Here is an 18,322-nt window from a genome sequence, read left to right on the forward strand (position 1 = left end):
GTGAAACGCACACGCGCCGATGGTAGTGTGGCCTAAGCCATGCAAGAGTAGGTCATTGCTGAGCATTTACACCGAAGGCCGGTCCCCACAAGGGGCCGGCCTTCTTCTTTGGGCGAGAATCCATTCCTGCGCCATCCCCACGGATTTCCTGCACCATCCCCGCGAAGGCGGGGATCCATGGACGTCGAACCGTAAACACAAAACCTCAGGTGTTAACGGCTAACGCCGCTAGTGCCAGCAAGGTAACTACGCAAAGAAGTCCGACAGCCCAGACCAGACTGCGCAGCTTGTCCAGGTTGGCTATATAAAATACACCGTGCAGGATGCGTGCGATGATGAAAGCGATCGTGAGCAATGCGATGTGTTCGTGGGACACCGCCGCAAGCTGGGCCAGCACTACAGCGATCGCGAACGGCGGGAAGGCCTCAAATGCGTTGAGCTGGGCGGCGTTGGCGCGGATCGATCGTGGGTTGTCTTGCCTGGCCAGCCAGCCCCGCGGATCCCGGTTATCGAATCTATCGCCGCTGCCTTTGGCGACAATGGTCCAAACATACGGCAGCAGGGCCGCCACCAGCACGCACCAATATGCAGTTGCCAGAGTCATCTATGCGCTCCTTTTGGGGATCCTGGAGATTCTTTCAAAGGGCAATGGCTAGTTGGTCGTTGGCGCCATCATGTTTTCGCGGGCGCTACGGAATGCGTTGCCCTGGTACCACTCAGGCCACTGGTTACTATTGGCCAGCTGCTCGCCGACGCCATATAGGGCTTTCAAGTCCTGTACCACGCCGTCGAGGTTCCAGTAGGGGTCGTATTCATCGGCCGGCTGGTGGTAACGCCGATCACGGTAATCCAGCTCGCTCTTTTGCCCGGCTTCCACGCCGCCGTCGATCAGGTCTGTACCGCCCTTGGCGTACAGCGCAGGAACCCCGGCCTTGGCGAAGTTGAAATGGTCGGAACGGAAGTAGAAACCGTCCTCTGGAGTGGCCTCGGCATGCAGTACGCGGCCCTGTTTGTCGGTGACGTTGGCAAGTACATCCTCCAGCTCGGAGCTGCCGAAGCCGACGACGGTCATGTCGCGCGAAGGGCCGGAGATCGGCATCGCATCCAGGTTGATGACCGCAACCGTCTTGTCCAGCGGAATACTCGGATGAGCGACGTAATACTTGGAGCCGAGCAACCCGGACTCCTCCAATGTCACCGCGAGGAACAACAGCGAGCGATCCGGTGCGGGATCCTGGGCGGCGAACTTCTCCGCGATGCCCAGGATGCCGGCTACGCCGCTGGCGTTGTCGACCGCACCGTTGTAGATCGTGTCTTTATCGGCGTCGCTGTCGTCGTGGCCTTCGCCGCCGTGGTCACCCAGATGATCCCAATGCGCCATATAAACCACCGCTTCGTCGGGACGGGTCGCACCGGGCAACAGCGCGATCACATTGCGTGACGATTTTTCGCGGATGGTGCTGTCCAGGTCAAGCGATAGAGAGGCATCCAGCGGGATCGCCTTGAAGCCAGTCTTGTTCGCCGCACGGTACAGATCGTCCAGGCCATGGCCCAGCTCGCCCAGCATTTCGCGGGCGACTTCGCCGGTAATCCAGCCTTGTGCCGGCAAGCGCGGCTCGGGATCGTCCGCAGGAGCAAGATCGAACTGGGCACCCGACCAGGAGTTCTTGACCACGTCCCAGCCATACGACGCGCCGCGGGTATCATGAATGATCAAGGCGGCCGCAGCACCCTGCCGCGCCGCTTCTTCATACTTGTAGGTCCAGCGACCGTAATAGGTCATCCGCTTGCCTTCGAACAATTCCGGATCATTGGCATGGAAGCCCGGGTCGTTCACGAACATCACCACCGTTTTGCCCTTGACGTCGACTCCGGCGTAATCATTCCAACCCAGCTCGGGCGCATTCACACCGTAACCGACGAACACCAGCTTGCTGTCCTTGATGTCGACCTCGGTCTGGCCGTTACGGGTCCCGATAACCATGTCGCTGCCGAACTGAAGGTCACGCGATTCACCGTTGATATCCAGATGGATCACGGTTGACTCGTCGGCGGTGGTCTCCACCATCGGGACAGTCTGGAAGTAGCTGTCGCCGTTGCCCGGCTGCAGCCCGAGTCGTTGGAATTCGGTCTCGAGGTAGTTGACGGTCTTCTCGCCACCGGGGCTGCCGGGCGCTCGACCGGCGAATTCATCGGAGGCCAGGATGCGGACCCGTTCGGCAAAATCGGCCGCATTGATACTGGGGTCGGACGTGTATGTGCTCGCGTCGCTGGCAGCGGTGGCTGCCGGCTGCGACGGCGAATCTACCGGATCATTGGACGGATTGCAGGCGGCCAACACGAGGGCGGCGGCTACCAGCGAAGTGGCGGGTAACAGGGGAATGCGGGACATGGGGCATCCAGAAGCGGCAGTATCATCGATACTAGCGCGTGTACCAGAAACGTGTCCTACCCGCCTGCCCCAATGGGTATCAACCTCGCAGCGCCGTTGCGCGGTATCCAGATCCGGGACTAATCCTCGCGCGGTGGTGCACTGGTTCCCGAGTAGCTTGTCGCGGTGGCGCCGGTGACCGGTCCGATGCGGGCGCTGTCGTGGACCAGCAACGTCACTTCACGTTCAAACACCAGCGGACCGTCAACCTGGGCGTTCGGGCCAACCACTATCCTTGGTTTGCGATTGCTGCGGAAGCTGAACCAGCCAACGCTTGGCTTCTGGTAATGGATCCCACCTTGTACGTGGGAGCCCGCGCCGACGGTCAGGTCGCCGCTGACCATATCGATGTCGCCGGAAACATCGGCATCGACCAGACCCACTGCGCCGTTGACGGTGCCGATGTCCCCCTGGACGCTGCTGCCCCGGCCCAGGAAAACCTCACCGTTGACCGTGTTCACCGAGTCGCCAATTTGCACGTTCGTGCCGGTGCGGATATCGCCATTGACCGTCGACAGACCTTCGACCTGGGCACCATCACCCACATCGATGCTGCCGTTGACCGTCTCCGCCTCGCCGGTGCTTGCCTTGGCGCCGATGCTGATCTGCCCGTTGACCGTGTCCAGGTCGCCGGCGCGCGCACCTTGTTGAACCTGCAGCGTGCCATTGACCTTGCTCATGTCGCCTTGGTCGGCGAATGCCGCGGCCGGGGCGAGCAGGACCAGCGAGATTGTCATCGACAGCGCGAGGGCGATTGGATTGCGGGTCATGGCTTGAGTCCCGGTATATGAGGGGGGGTAGGGCATCGGTTCACTTGCGGCACAAAGCTTGGCACGGCGTTTCGCTACAATCCACCCCATCTGAGTCAGCGAGATAAACGTCATGCCGATCCTCCAAGCGCCAGCCGTCCGGCCCGTCGTGTTGCTGATCCTGGATGGGTGGGGCCATCGTGAGGAGCCCGCCGATAATGCGATCGCGCAAGCAAACCTGCCCAACTGGAAAGCGCTGCTCGCGAGCTGTCCGCATACGTTGATCCATACCGAGGGTCGCCACGTGGGTTTGCCGGACGGGCAGATGGGCAATTCCGAGGTGGGCCACATGAACCTGGGCGCCGGCCGCATCGTGTACCAGAGCCTGACCCGGATCGATGCGGCGATCGAGGACGAAAGCTTCTTCGGCAACCCACAACTGCGCGCCGCCTGCGCCGCGGCAAAGCGTAACCACTCCACCTTGCACCTGCTCGGGCTGCTGTCGCCGGGTGGCGTGCATAGCCACGAACGGCACATCTTCGCGATGCTTGAGCTGGCGCGACGCGAAGGGGTGGAAAAAGTGGCCGTGCACGCGTTCCTGGATGGGCGCGACATGCCGCCGCGTTCGGCCCGACCGAGCCTGGAAGCATTGCACCGTGCGTGCGCGTCGGCAGGCAACGCTCGTATCGCCAGTGTCACGGGCCGCTACTACGCGATGGATCGGGACCAGCGTTGGGACCGTTTGCACCAGGCATGGGACGCGATGGTCGAAGGGCGGGCCGAACAACGCGCAGGCGATGGAGTGGCCGCGTTGGACGCGGCTTACGGCCGTGGTGAGGACGATGAATTTGTCCGCCCGACCGTGATTGGCGAGTCGCTGCCAATGGTCGATGGCGATGCCGTGGTGTTCATGAATTTCCGTGCCGACCGTGCCCGTCAGCTGGCGGCCGCGTTCGTCTCTCCGGCATTCACCGGCTTCGATACGCGCCGTCCCGCGTTGTCGGATTTCGTGTGCCTGACCGAGTACGACGCCAGGTTGCCCGCCGAGGTGGCGTTTCCCCCTGATGACCTGCGCCATACCCTGGGCGAGATTCTGTCCGACAGTGGCTTGCGACAGCTGCGGATCGCCGAGACGGAAAAATACGCCCACGTGACGTTCTTTTTCAGTGGTGGCCGCGAAGACGCCTACGCCGGCGAGACGCGGATCCTGGTGCCCAGCCCGAAAGTCGCGACGTATGACCTGCAGCCAGAGATGAGTTGCCCCCAGGTTACCCAGGGCCTCACTGCCGCGCTGCGCTCCGGCGATATCGATGTCGCGATCTGCAACATCGCCAATCCGGACATGGTCGGACATAGCGGTGATCTGGTCGCGGCGGTGAAAGCCGTCGAAGCGGTGGACGTTGCGATTGCTGCGATCCTGGCCGCGGTACGGCAGGTCGGTGGCGCGATCGTGGTCACCGCCGACCATGGCAACGTGGAGATGATGCGTGATCCGGTGACCGGGCAACCGCACACCGCACATACGGTGGGACCGGTGCCACTGGTCTACGCCGGCCCGCGACCGGCTTCGTTGCGCGACGGCGGCTCACTGCGCGATGTCGCCCCGACCCTGCTGGACCTGCTGGGATTGCCCAGGCCGGCGGAGATGACGGGCCGCAGCCTGCTGCTGGACGGGCAGTCCGGCTGATGCCACGCAAGCTGATGCCAGGCATGCGCGCGAGCGTCTGGGTCGCCGTTGCCGTCGCATGCCTGCTGGCTGGGTCGACGTTCGCCCAAAGCAGCAGTGATACCGAGCGCAAGCTGCAGACGATCAAGAAGGAGCTCAAATCGGTCGCGAGCGAGCGCCGCCAGATCGAATCCAAGCGCGGCGCGGCGACCCGTGAGCTGCGCCAGGCCGACGAGCAGGTCTCTGCGTCCAGCCGCCAGTTGCGCCAGACCGAGCGCGACCTGGTTGCGAGCCAGGCAAAGCTGGACGAGGTACAGGCCCGGCGGGATGCCCTGAACGAGAACCTGGACACCCGGCGCGAGGAACTCGCCCGTTTGATACGTGCGGCCTATGCGCAAGGGGATGCAGCACCGTTGAAACTGCTGCTGGCTCAGGACCGGGTGGCCGATGCCAACCGGCTGTTGACCTACCACCGTTACCTGCAGAGCGACCGCGCTGCCCGGATCCAGTCGCTGTCGGGTGAGTTGGCGCAGGTGGATGCACTGGAGCGGGAGATCGTCGCCCGCCGTACCGAGTTGGATACGACCAGGCAACGCCAACGCAGCCAACTGGCACAACTGGAAAAGGACCGCGGCGCGCGCAAGACACTGGTGGCCGAGCTTGACCAGCGTTTCCAGGACAAGCGCAGTCGCGAGAAAGCACTGGGCCGTGATGCCGAAGGGCTGGAGCAGGTACTGAAGAAGCTGCGGGCCGCCGCCGAACGTGCCGAGGCGGCCCGGCGCGCCGCAGTGGCCAAGGCCGAACGCGAAGCGCGCGAAGCGGCGAAGCGCACCGGTCAGCCCGCGCCACGCACTCCAGCTCCAACCCCCGTCGCCGGAGGCCCCCAGGTGGGCGGCGTTGGCTGGCCTCTGGCTGGCAATTTGATTGCCGGTTATGGAGCCAAGTTGCCTGACGGCCGTGAAAGCCAAGGCTTGTTGATTGGTGCCAGTGCGGGCACCGCGGTACGTGCAGTGGCCGCCGGCACCGTGGTGTACGCCGAATGGATGAGCGGCTTCGGCCTGATCCTGATTATCGACCACGGCAATGGCTACATGAGCCTGTACGCACACAATGACGCCGTACTCCACGATGCCGGCGACACCGTCAGTCGTGGCGATCCGGTCGCGACCGTCGGCACCTCGGGTGGGCACGGCAGGCCGGCGCTGTATTTCGAATTGCGCCGTAACGGGGATCCGGTCAATCCATCTACCTGGCTGAAGCGCTGAGCCGGTCTGCCGGCGGCATCGCTTTACCCGAAATTCCGGCGATGGGGCTTATTGTTGCCACCGGAGCCACCGTTCCTGGAGTTCGCCCAATGCATTTGCGTTACCTCCCGAGTGTCCTTGCTGCCGCCCTTGCCGTTGCATTGGCGCTACCGTCCGCGGCGGCTATCGCGCAGGACCAGACTACCCCCGCGGAACCAACGCCCGCAGCCCAGTCGCCCGTGGAGCAGCCACCGGTGGAGCTGCCTCTCGACCCCGTCGACGAGGAAACACCGGCAGCGCCGGCCACCGCGGAAGACACGCGAACCGTCGATGATGCTGCCGCTGATTCGAAGATTCCGCTGGACGAGATTCGCCGCTATGTCGCGGTGTACAAGGCCGTCAAGGCCGCCTATGTAGAGCCGGTCGATGACCATGACCTGATGCAGTCCGCGATCCAGGGCCTGCTGCTCGATCTGGACCCGCACAGCGCCTATCTGAAAGGCGATGCGGCGGATAATTTCGATGAGCAATCGCGTGGCAACTACGATGGCATCGGGGTGGAAATATTCCCACAGCCCGATGGCACCTTGCGGGTCATCGCCCCCATCGACGACACGCCGGCGGCGCGGGCAGGGGTCAAGGCCGGGGACCTGATTGTCGCCGTGGATGGCGTGCCGCTCAGAGCCGGCGCGGATGCGGAAGCCAGCTCGTTGCGCGGCAAGCCGGGTACCAAGGTCGAGTTGACGGTGGTGCGCGATGGCGAGGACGAGCCGCTGAAAATCAGCGTTGAGCGCCAGACCATCGTAATCGCCAGCGTCCGCAGCCGGATGCTTGAGCCCGGCTATGGCTACATCCGCGTGAGCGCATTCCAGGCCGATACTGCTGGGGATTTCGAGAGTCAGCTTGAGCAGCTCAACCATCAGTCAGGTGGCCAACTGAAAGGGCTGGTGCTGGACTTGCGCAGCAATCCGGGTGGCTTGCTGACCGCCGCGGTGCAGATTGCCGACGCGTTGCTGGATGACGGCGAGATCGTCAGCACGCGAGGGCGGATCCCGATCAGCGACGCGGTGTTCAGCGCCACGCCCGGCGACCTCATGCAAGGCGCCCCGGTGGTGATCCTGGTGGATGCCGGCTCGGCCAGCGCATCCGAAGTGCTGGCCGGTGCGCTGGCGGATAATCATCGGGCGCGGGTGGTCGGCAGCCGGACCTTCGGTAAGGGTTCGGTGCAGACGCTGCTGCCGCTGGACAACGGCGACTCGGTCAAGCTCACCACGGCGCGTTACTACACGCCCAGTGGCAAATCGATACAGGCGCTGGGTATCGTTCCCGATGTCGTCCTGCATGCTGACAAGCAGGACGATGATGCGCGTGCGACCAGCTACACCGAAGCCAGTCTGCCCGGGCATCTGGAGGGCGAGAGCGATCAGCCAGGCGTCAATGCCGGTGAAGTGCTCGATGGCGAGGCCCCGATTTCCGCCGCGTTGGTGGAGTTGAAGCGGCTGGCAGCGACGCCGCCTGGGGCGGCGCCGGTCAGCGGACCTTGAGCGGCGCGCTATCTTGAGCCCCACGCGCTATTGAGCGCCCACGCGCTTTTGCATCAGAAGCCGCTTCGGCGGCGTAACCGGCGGGCAATGCCGGCGCGCGCCAGCAGCGCAAACGCCCCGCCGAAGGCGAAACCTGCCAGATGCGCGGACCAGGCCACCGCGCCGAATGCGGGACCAATAAAGGTGAATACCACCTGCAACAACGCCCAGATCCCGATCAACAGCGCGGCGGGCACCTTCACAAACTGCAGGAAAACGCCCAGCGGCACGACCAGGCCTAGCCTGGCACCGGGGAACAAGGCCAGGTAGGCGCCGATCAGTGCCGACACCGCGCCACTGGCCCCGATGATCAGCCGGTCAGGGGTGGCAATCGACAGCACCGCCGCGAGATTGGCGACGGCACCGCCGAGCAGGAACAACAGCATGAACCGCCATGGGCCCATGGCGCGCTCGGCGGGAAGCCCGAAGATCAGCAGGAACACCAGGTTTCCCAGCAGGTGGACCCAGTCGGCATGCAGGAACAACGCGCTGATCAACCGCACCAGACTGCCATCGGGCAGCGATTGCGCCCAGGCGATCGAGGTGGTCAGGCCGCCCGACAGTGCTCCCCATTCCATCAGCAGGCGGCGCTGTTCCAGCGCCGGTAACAAGGTCAGCCAGGTAAAACTGCCCCATAGCGCGGCAAACAGCAGCGGCGTGGCCCAGCGCAACGGTGCCTTCTGGCGTGATGGGATCGCAACGAACATCAGTGACCCGATGCGTGCATTGCAGGGCGGTCAGGCTGGTCAGGCAAGCCCGGCCTCATGTTCGAGTGGCGTTGTGGGAAATCAATGCTCATTTGTTAGCATGGGGTTAATCGGCGCGCTATAGTGCAGACGGTGCCGTATGGCGGCGCCCCGGCATCCGTCGGCGACCGGCGAAACCGGCGCTCCAGACGCGCCGACAAAATAACGTCACTGGAGATTACACGTATGCACCACGTACACCGCATTACACGCCTGTCGGCGCTGGCTCTGGGCATCGCTGGCGTGTTTGCGCTGGGCCAGGCCAACGCGTCGGGCTTCCAGCTCAAGGAAAACAGCGTCAAGGCCATGGGCGCCGCCTATTCGGGCACCGCGGCGAATGCGGGTGACACTTCGGTGGTGGTCAACAACCCGGCGCTGATGACGAGCTTTGAAGGCACCACGGTGCAGGCGGATGTCAGCGTCATCGACCTCAGCTACGAGTTCAAGGGTAGTGGTTATGACGTGGCGGGCCAGCCATTGAGCGGTGGCAACGGCGGCAATGCCGGCGGCGTGACGCCGATCCCGGCGCTGTCGCTGGTCCACAAGTTCGACAACGGCCTGGCACTGGGCGCGATGGTCAGTGCACCGTTTGGCCTGAAGACCGAATACGACGACAACTGGGTAGGCCGTTACTACGCCCACACTTCGGATGTGCAGATCGTCGACCTGACGGTCTCCGCCGCGATCGACCTGATTCCCGATCGCTTGTCGGTCGGTGCCGGCCTGATCTATTCCAGCGCGGACGTGACCCTGTCCAAGTCAGTGGATTTTGGCACCATCCTGTATGGCGCCGGCGTGCCGTTGCCGTTCGCGCGTCCGCAGGCAGCCGACGGCTTTGCCGACGTGCAAGGTGATGACACCGGCATGGGCTGGGTGCTGGGCTTCAATCTTCGTCCGACCGACAAGCTCTCCATCGGCCTGTCACACCGCTCCGAGATCGACTATGAGCTGCGTGGCGACGTGGACTGGACGCTGCCTGCCAACGCCCGTGCCACGTTCGACGCGGTAGGTCGCGCGGCGCTGTTCCAGGACGGTGGTGTAAGCGCCAAGTTGACCACTCCGGGAACCACCACGGTATCGGTGGCCTATGACTTCACCGATCGCGCCAAGGCGATGGTGACCTACGCGGAAACCGGTTGGGAGTCGTTGCACGAAGTCCGTGTCGACTTTGACGGCCCGGATCCGGATTCGGTTGAAGCGTTCGATTGGGACACCACCCGTTTCATGTCGCTTGGCGGCGAGTTCAAGTTGAATCCGGCCTGGACGCTGCGCGCTGGTTATGCAATCGACGAGACCCCAACCACCTATGCGACCCGTACCCCGCGTTTGCCGGACGAAGATCGCAAGTGGTACACGCTGGGTGCGACCTGGCAGATCAGCGATGCGTTTGACATCAACTTCGCTTACGCGCGGATCGAGCCCGACACTCCGCAGATCGGCCTGATCACTCCGCCGGCGGAGGGTGGCCAGCGCCTGTTTGGCGAGTTTGACGGCGGTGCCAACCTGTACGGCATCTCCGCCCAGTACCGCTTCTGATCAAGCGGTATTGAACCAACAAAAAACCCCGCTTCGGCGGGGTTTTTTGTTGCTGCGGACGTCACTCCTGCCGACGTTGCCTGGGTGCCAGGCCGCCCTGCTTCGCCAGGCTTATTCGCCCAGGGTCAACAGTGACGCATTGCCGCCGGACGCGGTGGTATTGATGGTGATCGTCTTCTCGGTGGTAAAGCGCGGCAGGTATTGTGGACCGCCGGCCTTGGGGCCGGTGCCGGACAGGCCATGGCCGCCGAACGGCTGTACCCCGACCACCGCACCGATCTGGTTGCGGTTGACGTAGCAGTTGCCGACCTTGATACGGCTGGAAATCCTCTCCACCGTGGCATCGATACGCGAGTGAATGCCCAGGGTCAGCCCGTAGCCCGTCGCGTTGATGGCGGCGATGACTGCATCGAGCTGGTCCGCCTTCCAGCGGATCACGTGCAGCACCGGGCCGAAGATCTCCTGCTTCAGCTGGTCCAGTGAGTCCAACGCATAGGCGCGCGGGGCGAAGAAGGTGCCGTGAGCGGTGTCAGGCCCCATGTCGCCGGTTGCGATCGGCGTCGCCTCGCGGTCCATGCGCTCGGCATGGTCTTCCAGCATCTTCAACGCGTCCTTGTCGATTACCGGGCCCACGTCGGTCGACAGCAGACCGGGATCGCCCACCTTCAACTCGGCCATGGCACCGGCCAGCATGGTGACCACCGTATCGGCGATATCGTCCTGGACGAACAGCACGCGCGCGGCGGAGCAGCGTTGTCCGGCGGAGGTAAAGGCCGACGACAGCGCGTCCTTGACCAGTTGCTCGGGCAGCGCGGAGGAGTCGGCGATCAACGCGTTCTGGCCGCCGGTCTCGGCGATCAGCACGCCGAGCGCGCCTTCGCGCGCCGCCAGGGAGCGGTTGATCGCCGCGGCGGTCTCATTGGAGCCGGTGAAAGCAACCCCGGCCACGCGCGGATCACTGGTCAGCGCGGCGCCGACGGTGATGCCGTCGCCGGGAAGGAACTGCAGCACGTCTTCGGGCACGCCGGCTTCGTGCATCAGCCTGGTCGCGTAGTAGCCAACCAGGTTGGTCTGCTCGGCCGGCTTGGCCAGCACGCTGTTGCCGGTGGCCAGGGCAGCGGCGACCTGGCCGATGTAGATCGCCAGCGGGAAGTTCCACGGGCTGATGCAGACGAATACACCGCGGCCACCGTGATGCAGCACGTTGGTCTCCCCGGTGGGGCCGGGCAGCGGCTCGGGGGTGAACATCGTGCGTGCCTGCGCGGCGTAGTAGCGCAGAAAGTCGACGGCCTCGCGGACCTCGCCGACGCCATCGGCAATGGTCTTGCCGGCATCCTTGGTGCACATCGCGATGAACTGGGCCATGCGCGACTCAAGCAGGTCGGCGGCACGCTCCAGGATCGTGGCGCGGTCGGCCGCGGGGGTTGCGTCCCACCTGGGGTGCGCGGCAACGGCATTCTGCAGTGCCTGCTCGACCACGGCGGCATCGGCCGGCAGCCACTGGCCGACGACCTCGCGCAGGTCGGCCGGATTGGTCACCGGCACGCGCTCGCCGGTCAGCGCCGCGCCGGGTACCAACGGTTCGGCGTACCAGTCATTGCGCACCGCAGCGTTGACCTGTTCGGCCAGCGTCCGCAACTGGTCGTCGTTGGCAAGGTTGACACCCATGGAGTTGCTCCTGTTGCAATATTTCATCGAGGCTGCGTGACTCCGGAAGAGGTCGACCGGCAGCGGAATGTTGGGGTGCGAAATGGTGTCAAACCCGGCCACGGTGTCCAGCGGGTCGCGGACGAGTTTGTCGATGGGGACGCTCTCGTCGGTGATGCTGTTGACGAAGCTTGAGTTCGCGCCATTTTCCAGCAAACGCCGTACCAGGTAGGGCAGCAGGTCTTCGTGGCTGCCGACCGGCGCGTACACGCGGCACGGGACATCCAGGCGATCCGCCGGGATCACCTGGGCATACAGGTCATCGCCCATGCCATGGAGCTTCTGGAACTCGAAATCGACCCGGCGCCCGTCCAGGCCCGCCATGGTGTGGACCGCGGCAATGGTCTGCGCGTTGTGGGTGGCGAACATCGGATAGATCGCGTCGGTGGCCTGCAGCATCTGGCGCGCGCAAGCCAGGTACGACACGTCGGTGTTGGGCTTGCGGGTGAATACCGGGAATCCGGGGTAGCCATCGACCTGGGCGCGCTTGATCTCGGTGTCCCAATACGCGCCCTTGACCAGCCGTACCGGGATCCGGCGACCCACCTGGCGGGCGAGATCAACGATGAATTCGATCGCCTCCGGTGCACGCTTCTGATACGCCTGGATCGCCAACCCGCAGCCGTCCCAACCGTCCAGGGACGGATCGCGGTAGACGCCGGCGAACACGTCCAGTGAAAGCTCCAGTCGATCGGCTTCCTCCGCATCCACCGTCAAACCGACGCCGTGATGTTTGGCAAGCTGGGCCAGCTCCAGTACTCGCGGGGTCAACTCGGCCAGCACCCGGGCACGCTTGGGGTGCTCGTAGCGCGGATGCAGTGCGGAGAGTTTTACCGAGATGCTGGGGGTCGCGAAGATGTCGTCGTTGCGGTAATCGGCGCTGCTGCCGATCGTCTGGATGCCCTGGCGGTAGGCGTCGAGATAGCGCAGTGCATCAACGTCGGTCAACGCGGCTTCGCCGAGCATGTCATAGCTATAGCGATAGCTGCTGTTGACGCCCTTGCGGGAGCGGGCCAGGGCCTCGGCCATGGTCCGGCCCATGACGAACTGGTGGCCCATGATTTCCATCGCCTGGCGCACGGCCAGCCGGATCACCGGCTCGCCAATGCGTCCGACCAGGCGCTTGAAAGCATTATGGGCATCGCGTTTGGTGTCATCGGCCAGCTCGACCAGCTTGCCGGTCAGCATCAGGCCCCAGGTCGAGGCGTTGACCAGCATCGAATGGGACTGGCCCATGTGGCGCTTCCAGTCGGCCTCACCCAGCTTGTCGCGGATCAGCTTGTCGGCAGTGCCCTGGTCGGGAATCCGCAACAGTGCCTCGGCGACACACATCAGCAACACCCCCTCCTCGCTGCCCAGGTCGTACTGGCGCATGAAAGCCTCGACCGCGCCTTGCTCATGGGCCCGGGCGCGTACCCGCTGCACCAGGTCGGTGGCCAGCGTCTGGGTTGTGGCGCGGGCGGCATCCGGCAGACGGGCCTGCTCCGCCAGCGCATTCACGTGGTCAGTCTCGTCACGCCGCCAACCGGCGGTGATCGCTGCACGCGCGCTGCCCGGAATGGCCGGCAATTCAGGACTGATCAACATGCGCAGCGGCTGCGGAGCGTCAAGGGGGGTGATTTTGTTGGTCATCGGGTCCGCTATCGGCGGTGGGGGAAGGGGCCGATAGTCTAGGATCAATCGCGCGCACGCGCTGGATAACTTAAGTCATGGATGAAGTCACCATGGGCGTGATTCGCTTGCTGCAAATCGTCCTGGCGGATACCCTTTGAAGGCTGTCGGTAACGCCGTCACTGGCGGGATGGGCTCCGGTGGGCCCACCAACTCATTCCGTCGCGGGTCGTTTCGGCGCTTCGGGGCCGGGTGCAGACAGGACAGCTCGCGGAGCAGGACCAAGACAATCATGATCAACAAGCGGAATTTGGGGCTCAAATTGATGAAATCCGGTCGGATCCAACAATGCGTCATGGGGCTTGCCGCCATGGCCGCGCCGACGTGGGCGTTTGCGCAGAGTGCGGACCCGCACCGCTGGCAGCTCAACATGGGCCGCGGTGTCACCCACCTGTCCAACAACGCGTATGAAGCCCATATGATGGTGCTATGGATCTGCGCGGGGATCGGCCTGTTGGTGTTCGTCGCCATGGGCGTGGCGATGTTCCGGTTCCGCAAATCGCGCGGCGCGGTGGCGGACACATCATTCACCCACGATACCAAGCTGGAGACCCTGTGGACGGTGATCCCGGTGATCCTGCTGATCCTGATGGCGACCCCGGCAACCTTCAAGCTGGTCGACATGTACGACACGCGCGACTCGGAGATGACGGTCAAGGTCACCGGCTACCAGTGGATGTGGGAGTACGAGTACCTTGGCGAGGACGTCAGTTTCACCAGCCGGATGGACCGCGAAAGTGATCGCATCCGCCAAAGTGGCCTGGATCCACGTGATACCGATCATCCGTACTACCTGCTGGATGTCGACAACCCGCTGGTGGTGCCCGTCGATACCAAGATCCGGTTCGTGATTACCGCTGACGACGTGATTCACTCGTGGTGGGTGCCGGCATTGGGCTGGAAGCAGGACGCGGTGCCGGGCATCATCAATGAGGCCTGGGCCGACATTTCCACCCCGGGTGTCTACCGCGGCCAATGCGCCGAGTTGTGCGGCAAGGACCACGGCTTCATGCCGATCGTGGTCAAGGCACTGCCCAAAGCCGAGTTCGAGCAGTGGCTTGCCGCCCAGAAGGGCGGCGAGGCGCCGACTGAACCTGCTGCAACCGCTACCGACACCCCGGAAGCACCCCAGGCAACTCCCGAACCCGAAACCGATGCCCCGGCCGCTGTCGCGGTCGCCGGCTGACCGGCCCGCCGGCTTTTACATCACACGAATCCAGAGGTAAGCCATGGCTGCCACGTACCCCGTCACAGATCACCACGACGACCACGGTCCCCAGCAGGGGTTCGTCCAGCGTTGGCTGCTGTCCACCAACCACAAGGACATCGGGACCCTGTACCTGCTGTTCAGCTTCATCATGTTCGTTATCGGTGCGGCGTTCTCGATCGTCATTCGCAGTGAACTGGCGCAACCCGGGCTGCAGTTCGTCGACCCGCAGTTTTTCAACCAGATGACCGCGTTGCACGGGCTGGTGATGATCTTCGGCGGGGTGATGCCGGCGTTCGTCGGCCTGGCCAACTGGATGATCCCGTTGCAGATCGGTGCGCCGGACATGGCGCTGCCGCGCATGAACAACTGGTCGTTCTGGATCCTTCCGTTCGCGTTCGCGATGTTGCTGATGACCCTGTTCCTGCCCGGTGGCGCGATGGGTGGTGGCTGGACGATGTACCCGCCGCTGTCGTTGCAGGGCGGTTCCAACGTCGCCTTCCAGATCTTCGCCATCCACATGATGGGCGTCAGCTCGATCATGGGCGCGATCAACGTCATCGCCACCGTGCTCAACATGCGCGCCCCGGGCATGGATCTGCTGAAGATGCCGATCTTCACCTGGTCGTGGCTGATTACCGCGTTCCTGCTGCTTGCGGTGATGCCAGTGCTGGCCGGCGCGGTCACCATGCTGTTGACCGACAAGTTCTTCGCGACCTCGTTCTTCAACGCCGCAGGCGGCGGTGACCCGGTGATGTACCAGCACATCTTCTGGTTCTTCGGCCATCCCGAGGTCTACATCATGATCATGCCGGCGTTCGGCATCGTCTCGGAGGTCATTCCGACCTTCAGCCGCAAGCCGCTGTTTGGCTACCAGGCAATGGTGTATGCGCTGGCGGCGATTGCGTTCCTGTCGTTCATTGTCTGGGCGCACCACATGTTCACCGCCGGCATGCCGTTGGGCGGCGAGCTGTTCTTCATGTACGCCACCATGCTGATCTCGATCCCGACCGGGGTGAAGATCTTCAACTGGGTCACCACCATGTGGCGCGGCTCGATGACCTTCGAAACGCCGATGCTGTTCGCGGTAGCGTTCGTGATTCTGTTCTCCATCGGCGGCTTCTCCGGGCTGATGCTCGCGATCGTGCCGGCCGACTTCCAGTACCACGACACCTACTTCGTGGTGGCCCACTTCCATTACGTGCTGGTGACCGGCTCGGTGGTGGCGCTGATCTCGGCGGTGTACTACTGGTGGCCCAAATGGACGGGCCGGATGTACAACGAGTTTTGGGGCAAGTTCCACTTCTGGTGGACGATGGTGTTCCTCAACCTGCTGTTCTTCCCGCAGCACTTCCTGGGCCTGGCCGGCATGCCGCGCCGCATCCCGGACTACAACGTGGTGTTCGCCGACTGGAACCTGATCAGCTCGATCGGTGCCTTCGGGATGTTCCTGACCCCGTTCATGATGATCTTCATCCTCGGACACTCGAAGAAGTACGGTGCCAAGGCAACCGCGCGCGTCTGGGAGGGTGCCCGTGGCCTGGAGTGGACCGTGCCCAGCCCCGCGCCGCACCACACCTTCACCGTACCGCCGGTAATCCGTGACGGTGACCTTGCCCACGGCGATGTGACCCACTGACCGGTTGCATTCCGCACGCTCCCGACCTGGACCGAACATGACTCCGACCCCGCCACCACGTGATGATGTCGCCGCGCGCCGCAAGGCCGCACGGCGTACCGCACTGTGGCTGGCGGTGGCTGCAGCGGTGGTCTACGGCGGTTTCATGCTGATTGCGGCACTCAGGCAATGAACGCCGGACACGATCCATCGACGCCATCGACGCCGCCGCGCAAGGCGACGGCCGGTCTTGCCAAGATGCTGATCGCGGCCGCGGTGGCGTTCGCCTTCAGCTTCAGCCTGGTGCCGCTGTACCGGATTGCGTGTGAGAAGGTGTTCGGTATCCGGCTGGACAATACCGCTGCCGAGCACGTCGCCGACGCCAATGCCGCGGTGGAGCGGATGATCACCGTGGAGTTCGACGGCGGGGTGAATTCCAAGTTGCCCTGGAGCTTCAACCCCAACGAGTCGACCATGCAGGTGCGCCCGGGCGTGCAGTACGAGACCACTTATTTCGCGCGCAACAACAGTGACCGGGCGATTGTCGGCAGCGCCGTTCCCTCGGTCGCGCCGGCACGCGCTTCCCGCTACTTCAGCAAGACCGAGTGTTTCTGCTTCACCGCCCAGACCATGGCTGCCGGAGAGACCCGGGACATGCCGGTACGGTTCATTATCGACCCCAATTTGCCCAAAGACATCAAGACAGTCACCCTGTCGTATACGTTTTTCAAGAACCCTGAGCTCACCGCGAAGTTGGCATCCAGTGCCCGTCCGGTGTCGGCTACGCCGGTCTCAGCGCCCTGATTGCTCCATTGAACCCATTGCATAACGGAACCATCTCCATGGCCCAAGTCCAGTCGTCTGACGCCAACGTCTACTTCGTCCCGCACCACAGTCGCTGGCCGATCCTGGGCTCCGTTGCCCTGTTCGTGATGATGACCGGTGCCGGTGGCTGGCTCAACCAGAGCAGTTGGGGACGCTGGACCTTCATCGTCGGCGTCGCATTGATGATCGGGGTGCTGTTTGGATGGTTCGGCGACGTCATCCGCGAGTCGGTGCGCGGCAAGTACAACCGCCAGGTGGACATGTCGTTCCGGATGGGCATGGTCTGGTTCATCTTCTCGGAAGTGATGTTCTTCGGCGCGTTCTTTGGCGCGCTGTACTACTCCCGCCAGCTGTCGCTGCAATGGTTGGGTGGCGCCGGCGACGGCGCGATGACCAACGCACTGCTTTGGGATGGCTTCACCACGGGCTGGCCGAGCAATGGCCCGGGCGCCGTCGGCGGTGCTTATCAGACGGTCGCGGCGTGGGGCCTGCCGCTGCTCAATACGCTGATCCTTTTGAGTTCCGGGGTGACCCTCACTGCTGCGCACCACGCGCTCAAGGCGGGCAAGCGCAAAGCGTTGCTGGTCGGCCTGGGGCTGACGGTGCTGCTGGGCTGTCTGTTCCTGTTTTTCCAGGCCGAGGAATACGCTCACGCCTATGCCGAGCTGAACCTGACCCTGGGTTCAGGCATATATGGCTCCACCTTCTACCTGCTGACCGGCTTCCACGGGGCGCACGTGACGCTGGGCACGATCATGTTGCTGATCATCTGGTTCCGATGCCTCAAGGGACATTTCAGCGCGGACGACCATTTTGGCTTCGAGGCTGTGGCGTGGTACTGGCACTTCGTCGATGTGGTCTGGTTGATGCTGTTCCTGTTCGTCTACGTGCTGTAACCACGATCCACGCAATCCTTTCCCGGACATCGCGCCTTCCCGGACGTCGCGGCGGGTCGGCAACCAGCCCGCCCCAATAGACAACAAGCCGGTGATGGGATCAGGGCCAGCTTCGGATCAAGGCCAGCTTCCAGCGGTGGAGGTAATGCGGCCTACCCGCCATCCGGCGATCGGTTGGGCGAGCCCTCAGCCCCCAACGGAGTGGAACTGGATCCATCCCATCTTTGCGGCGACCGCCACAAACAAGATCATCGCAATGGACAGTGCGACCCGACGGGTCAATGCGTTGACGGTTCGCTTGCTCTCGCCCTTGTCGACCAGCATGTAGTAAAGCGCGGCCCCGAGGTTCCAGACAATCAAAACCAGGAAGCCGATGATCACCAGGGTCTTCATCAATTTGCTCCGGCGTGTTTGCGACCAGCCCGGCGCGGGAGTCGACGTGG

General features: G+C 63.7%; 15 protein-coding genes. 9 read left to right on the plus strand and 6 right to left on the minus strand.

Features of this window, described 5'->3' with window-relative positions:
- Positions 1–205 precede the first annotated feature (205 nt).
- The 3 genes from ACW7G1_RS14095 to ACW7G1_RS14105 form a co-directional block, all read right to left on the minus strand.
- A complete protein-coding gene (locus ACW7G1_RS14095) occupies positions 206–604 on the minus strand; it encodes an MAPEG family protein (RefSeq protein ID WP_456980393.1) in 399 nt (132 codons plus the stop codon).
- 48 nt (positions 605–652) lie between these two features.
- Positions 653–2,392 (minus strand): M28 family metallopeptidase, encoded by a 1,740-nt coding sequence (locus tag ACW7G1_RS14100; protein WP_456980394.1) that lies wholly within the window; start codon positions 2,390–2,392, stop codon positions 653–655.
- 119 nt (positions 2,393–2,511) lie between these two features.
- Entirely contained in the window at positions 2,512–3,201 is a 690-nt protein-coding gene (locus ACW7G1_RS14105; RefSeq protein WP_456980395.1) for a hypothetical protein, read from the minus strand.
- A gap of 112 nt (positions 3,202–3,313) precedes the next feature.
- Between ACW7G1_RS14105 and gpmI the strand changes: the two genes are divergently transcribed.
- The 3 genes from gpmI to ACW7G1_RS14120 all read left to right on the plus strand — a co-directional run bounded on the left by gpmI (position 3,314) and on the right by ACW7G1_RS14120 (position 7,634).
- Positions 3,314–4,867 carry a 2,3-bisphosphoglycerate-independent phosphoglycerate mutase gene (gene gpmI / locus ACW7G1_RS14110; RefSeq protein ID WP_456980396.1) on the plus strand — a complete coding sequence of 518 codons (1,554 nt, stop codon included), beginning with the start codon at positions 3,314–3,316 and terminating at the stop codon, positions 4,865–4,867.
- The gene (locus ACW7G1_RS14115; RefSeq protein ID WP_456980397.1) at positions 4,867–6,111 is read left to right on the plus strand and encodes a murein hydrolase activator EnvC family protein; all 1,245 of its coding nucleotides are present in this window, start codon (positions 4,867–4,869) and stop codon (positions 6,109–6,111) included. The genes gpmI and ACW7G1_RS14115 overlap by 1 nt, the downstream gene beginning before the upstream one ends.
- A gap of 89 nt (positions 6,112–6,200) precedes the next feature.
- The gene (locus tag ACW7G1_RS14120) at positions 6,201–7,634 is read left to right on the plus strand and encodes a S41 family peptidase (RefSeq protein WP_456980398.1); all 1,434 of its coding nucleotides are present in this window, start codon (positions 6,201–6,203) and stop codon (positions 7,632–7,634) included.
- Between the two features lie 53 nt (positions 7,635–7,687).
- Here the strand turns inward: ACW7G1_RS14120 and ACW7G1_RS14125 are convergent, their stop codons facing one another.
- Positions 7,688–8,380 (minus strand): rhomboid family intramembrane serine protease, encoded by a 693-nt coding sequence (locus tag ACW7G1_RS14125; RefSeq protein ID WP_456980399.1) that lies wholly within the window; start codon positions 8,378–8,380, stop codon positions 7,688–7,690.
- Between the two features lie 225 nt (positions 8,381–8,605).
- Between ACW7G1_RS14125 and ACW7G1_RS14130 the strand changes: the two genes are divergently transcribed.
- Positions 8,606–9,955: an OmpP1/FadL family transporter gene (locus ACW7G1_RS14130; RefSeq protein WP_456980400.1), complete on the plus strand. Its 1,350-nt coding sequence runs from the start codon at positions 8,606–8,608 to the stop codon at positions 9,953–9,955.
- A gap of 111 nt (positions 9,956–10,066) precedes the next feature.
- Here the strand turns inward: ACW7G1_RS14130 and putA are convergent, their stop codons facing one another.
- Complete coding sequence (gene putA / locus ACW7G1_RS14135) at positions 10,067–13,294, minus strand: bifunctional proline dehydrogenase/L-glutamate gamma-semialdehyde dehydrogenase PutA (RefSeq protein WP_456980401.1); 3,228 nt, start codon at positions 13,292–13,294, stop codon at positions 10,067–10,069.
- Positions 13,295–13,628: 334 nt separating this feature from the next.
- Here putA and coxB point away from each other — a divergent pair, with 334 nt between their 5' ends.
- From coxB to ACW7G1_RS14160, 5 genes are read left to right on the plus strand one after another with little or no spacing between them, the layout of a single operon-like run.
- Complete coding sequence (gene coxB, locus ACW7G1_RS14140) at positions 13,629–14,519, plus strand: cytochrome c oxidase subunit II (protein WP_456980402.1); 891 nt, start codon at positions 13,629–13,631, stop codon at positions 14,517–14,519.
- A 43-nt stretch (positions 14,520–14,562) separates the two neighbouring features.
- Positions 14,563–16,179, plus strand: a complete 1,617-nt coding sequence (gene ctaD, locus ACW7G1_RS14145; protein ID WP_456980403.1) for a cytochrome c oxidase subunit I — start codon at positions 14,563–14,565, stop codon at positions 16,177–16,179.
- 37 nt (positions 16,180–16,216) lie between these two features.
- Positions 16,217–16,351, plus strand: coding sequence for a hypothetical protein (locus ACW7G1_RS14150; protein ID WP_456980404.1), 135 nt, complete (start codon positions 16,217–16,219; stop codon positions 16,349–16,351).
- A complete protein-coding gene (locus ACW7G1_RS14155; RefSeq protein WP_456980405.1) occupies positions 16,348–16,962 on the plus strand; it encodes a cytochrome c oxidase assembly protein in 615 nt (204 codons plus the stop codon). Before ACW7G1_RS14150 ends, ACW7G1_RS14155 begins: the two co-directional genes overlap by 4 nt.
- A gap of 38 nt (positions 16,963–17,000) precedes the next feature.
- Positions 17,001–17,879, plus strand: coding sequence for a cytochrome c oxidase subunit 3 (locus tag ACW7G1_RS14160; RefSeq protein ID WP_456980406.1), 879 nt, complete (start codon positions 17,001–17,003; stop codon positions 17,877–17,879).
- A gap of 186 nt (positions 17,880–18,065) precedes the next feature.
- On the opposite strand, the gene ACW7G1_RS14165 is transcribed toward ACW7G1_RS14160, so the two are convergent.
- On the minus strand, positions 18,066–18,272 hold the full coding sequence (locus ACW7G1_RS14165) for a twin transmembrane helix small protein (protein WP_456963082.1): 207 nt from the start codon (positions 18,270–18,272) through the stop codon (positions 18,066–18,068).
- Positions 18,273–18,322: the final 50 nt, after the last annotated feature.

The organism is Lysobacter sp. A378 (assembly GCF_054052125.1).

What these genes read in the sequence shown, in the direction of transcription:
- ACW7G1_RS14095 (WP_456980393.1), bottom strand. Translation starts at nt 604, where the DNA reads ATGACTCTGGCAACTGCATATTGGTGCGTGCTGGTGGCGGCCCTGCTG.
- ACW7G1_RS14100 (WP_456980394.1), bottom strand. Translation starts at nt 2,392, where the DNA reads ATGTCCCGCATTCCCCTGTTACCCGCCACTTCGCTGGTAGCCGCCGCC.
- ACW7G1_RS14105 (WP_456980395.1), bottom strand. Translation starts at nt 3,201, where the DNA reads ATGACCCGCAATCCAATCGCCCTCGCGCTGTCGATGACAATCTCGCTG.
- gpmI (WP_456980396.1), top strand. Translation starts at nt 3,314, where the DNA reads ATGCCGATCCTCCAAGCGCCAGCCGTCCGGCCCGTCGTGTTGCTGATC.
- ACW7G1_RS14115 (WP_456980397.1), top strand. Translation starts at nt 4,867, where the DNA reads ATGCCACGCAAGCTGATGCCAGGCATGCGCGCGAGCGTCTGGGTCGCC.
- ACW7G1_RS14120 (WP_456980398.1), top strand. Translation starts at nt 6,201, where the DNA reads ATGCATTTGCGTTACCTCCCGAGTGTCCTTGCTGCCGCCCTTGCCGTT.
- ACW7G1_RS14125 (WP_456980399.1), bottom strand. Translation starts at nt 8,380, where the DNA reads ATGTTCGTTGCGATCCCATCACGCCAGAAGGCACCGTTGCGCTGGGCC.
- ACW7G1_RS14130 (WP_456980400.1), top strand. Translation starts at nt 8,606, where the DNA reads ATGCACCACGTACACCGCATTACACGCCTGTCGGCGCTGGCTCTGGGC.
- putA (WP_456980401.1), bottom strand. Translation starts at nt 13,294, where the DNA reads ATGACCAACAAAATCACCCCCCTTGACGCTCCGCAGCCGCTGCGCATG.
- coxB (WP_456980402.1), top strand. Translation starts at nt 13,629, where the DNA reads ATGGGGCTTGCCGCCATGGCCGCGCCGACGTGGGCGTTTGCGCAGAGT.
- ctaD (WP_456980403.1), top strand. Translation starts at nt 14,563, where the DNA reads ATGGCTGCCACGTACCCCGTCACAGATCACCACGACGACCACGGTCCC.
- ACW7G1_RS14150 (WP_456980404.1), top strand. Translation starts at nt 16,217, where the DNA reads ATGACTCCGACCCCGCCACCACGTGATGATGTCGCCGCGCGCCGCAAG.
- ACW7G1_RS14155 (WP_456980405.1), top strand. Translation starts at nt 16,348, where the DNA reads ATGAACGCCGGACACGATCCATCGACGCCATCGACGCCGCCGCGCAAG.
- ACW7G1_RS14160 (WP_456980406.1), top strand. Translation starts at nt 17,001, where the DNA reads ATGGCCCAAGTCCAGTCGTCTGACGCCAACGTCTACTTCGTCCCGCAC.
- ACW7G1_RS14165 (WP_456963082.1), bottom strand. Translation starts at nt 18,272, where the DNA reads ATGAAGACCCTGGTGATCATCGGCTTCCTGGTTTTGATTGTCTGGAAC.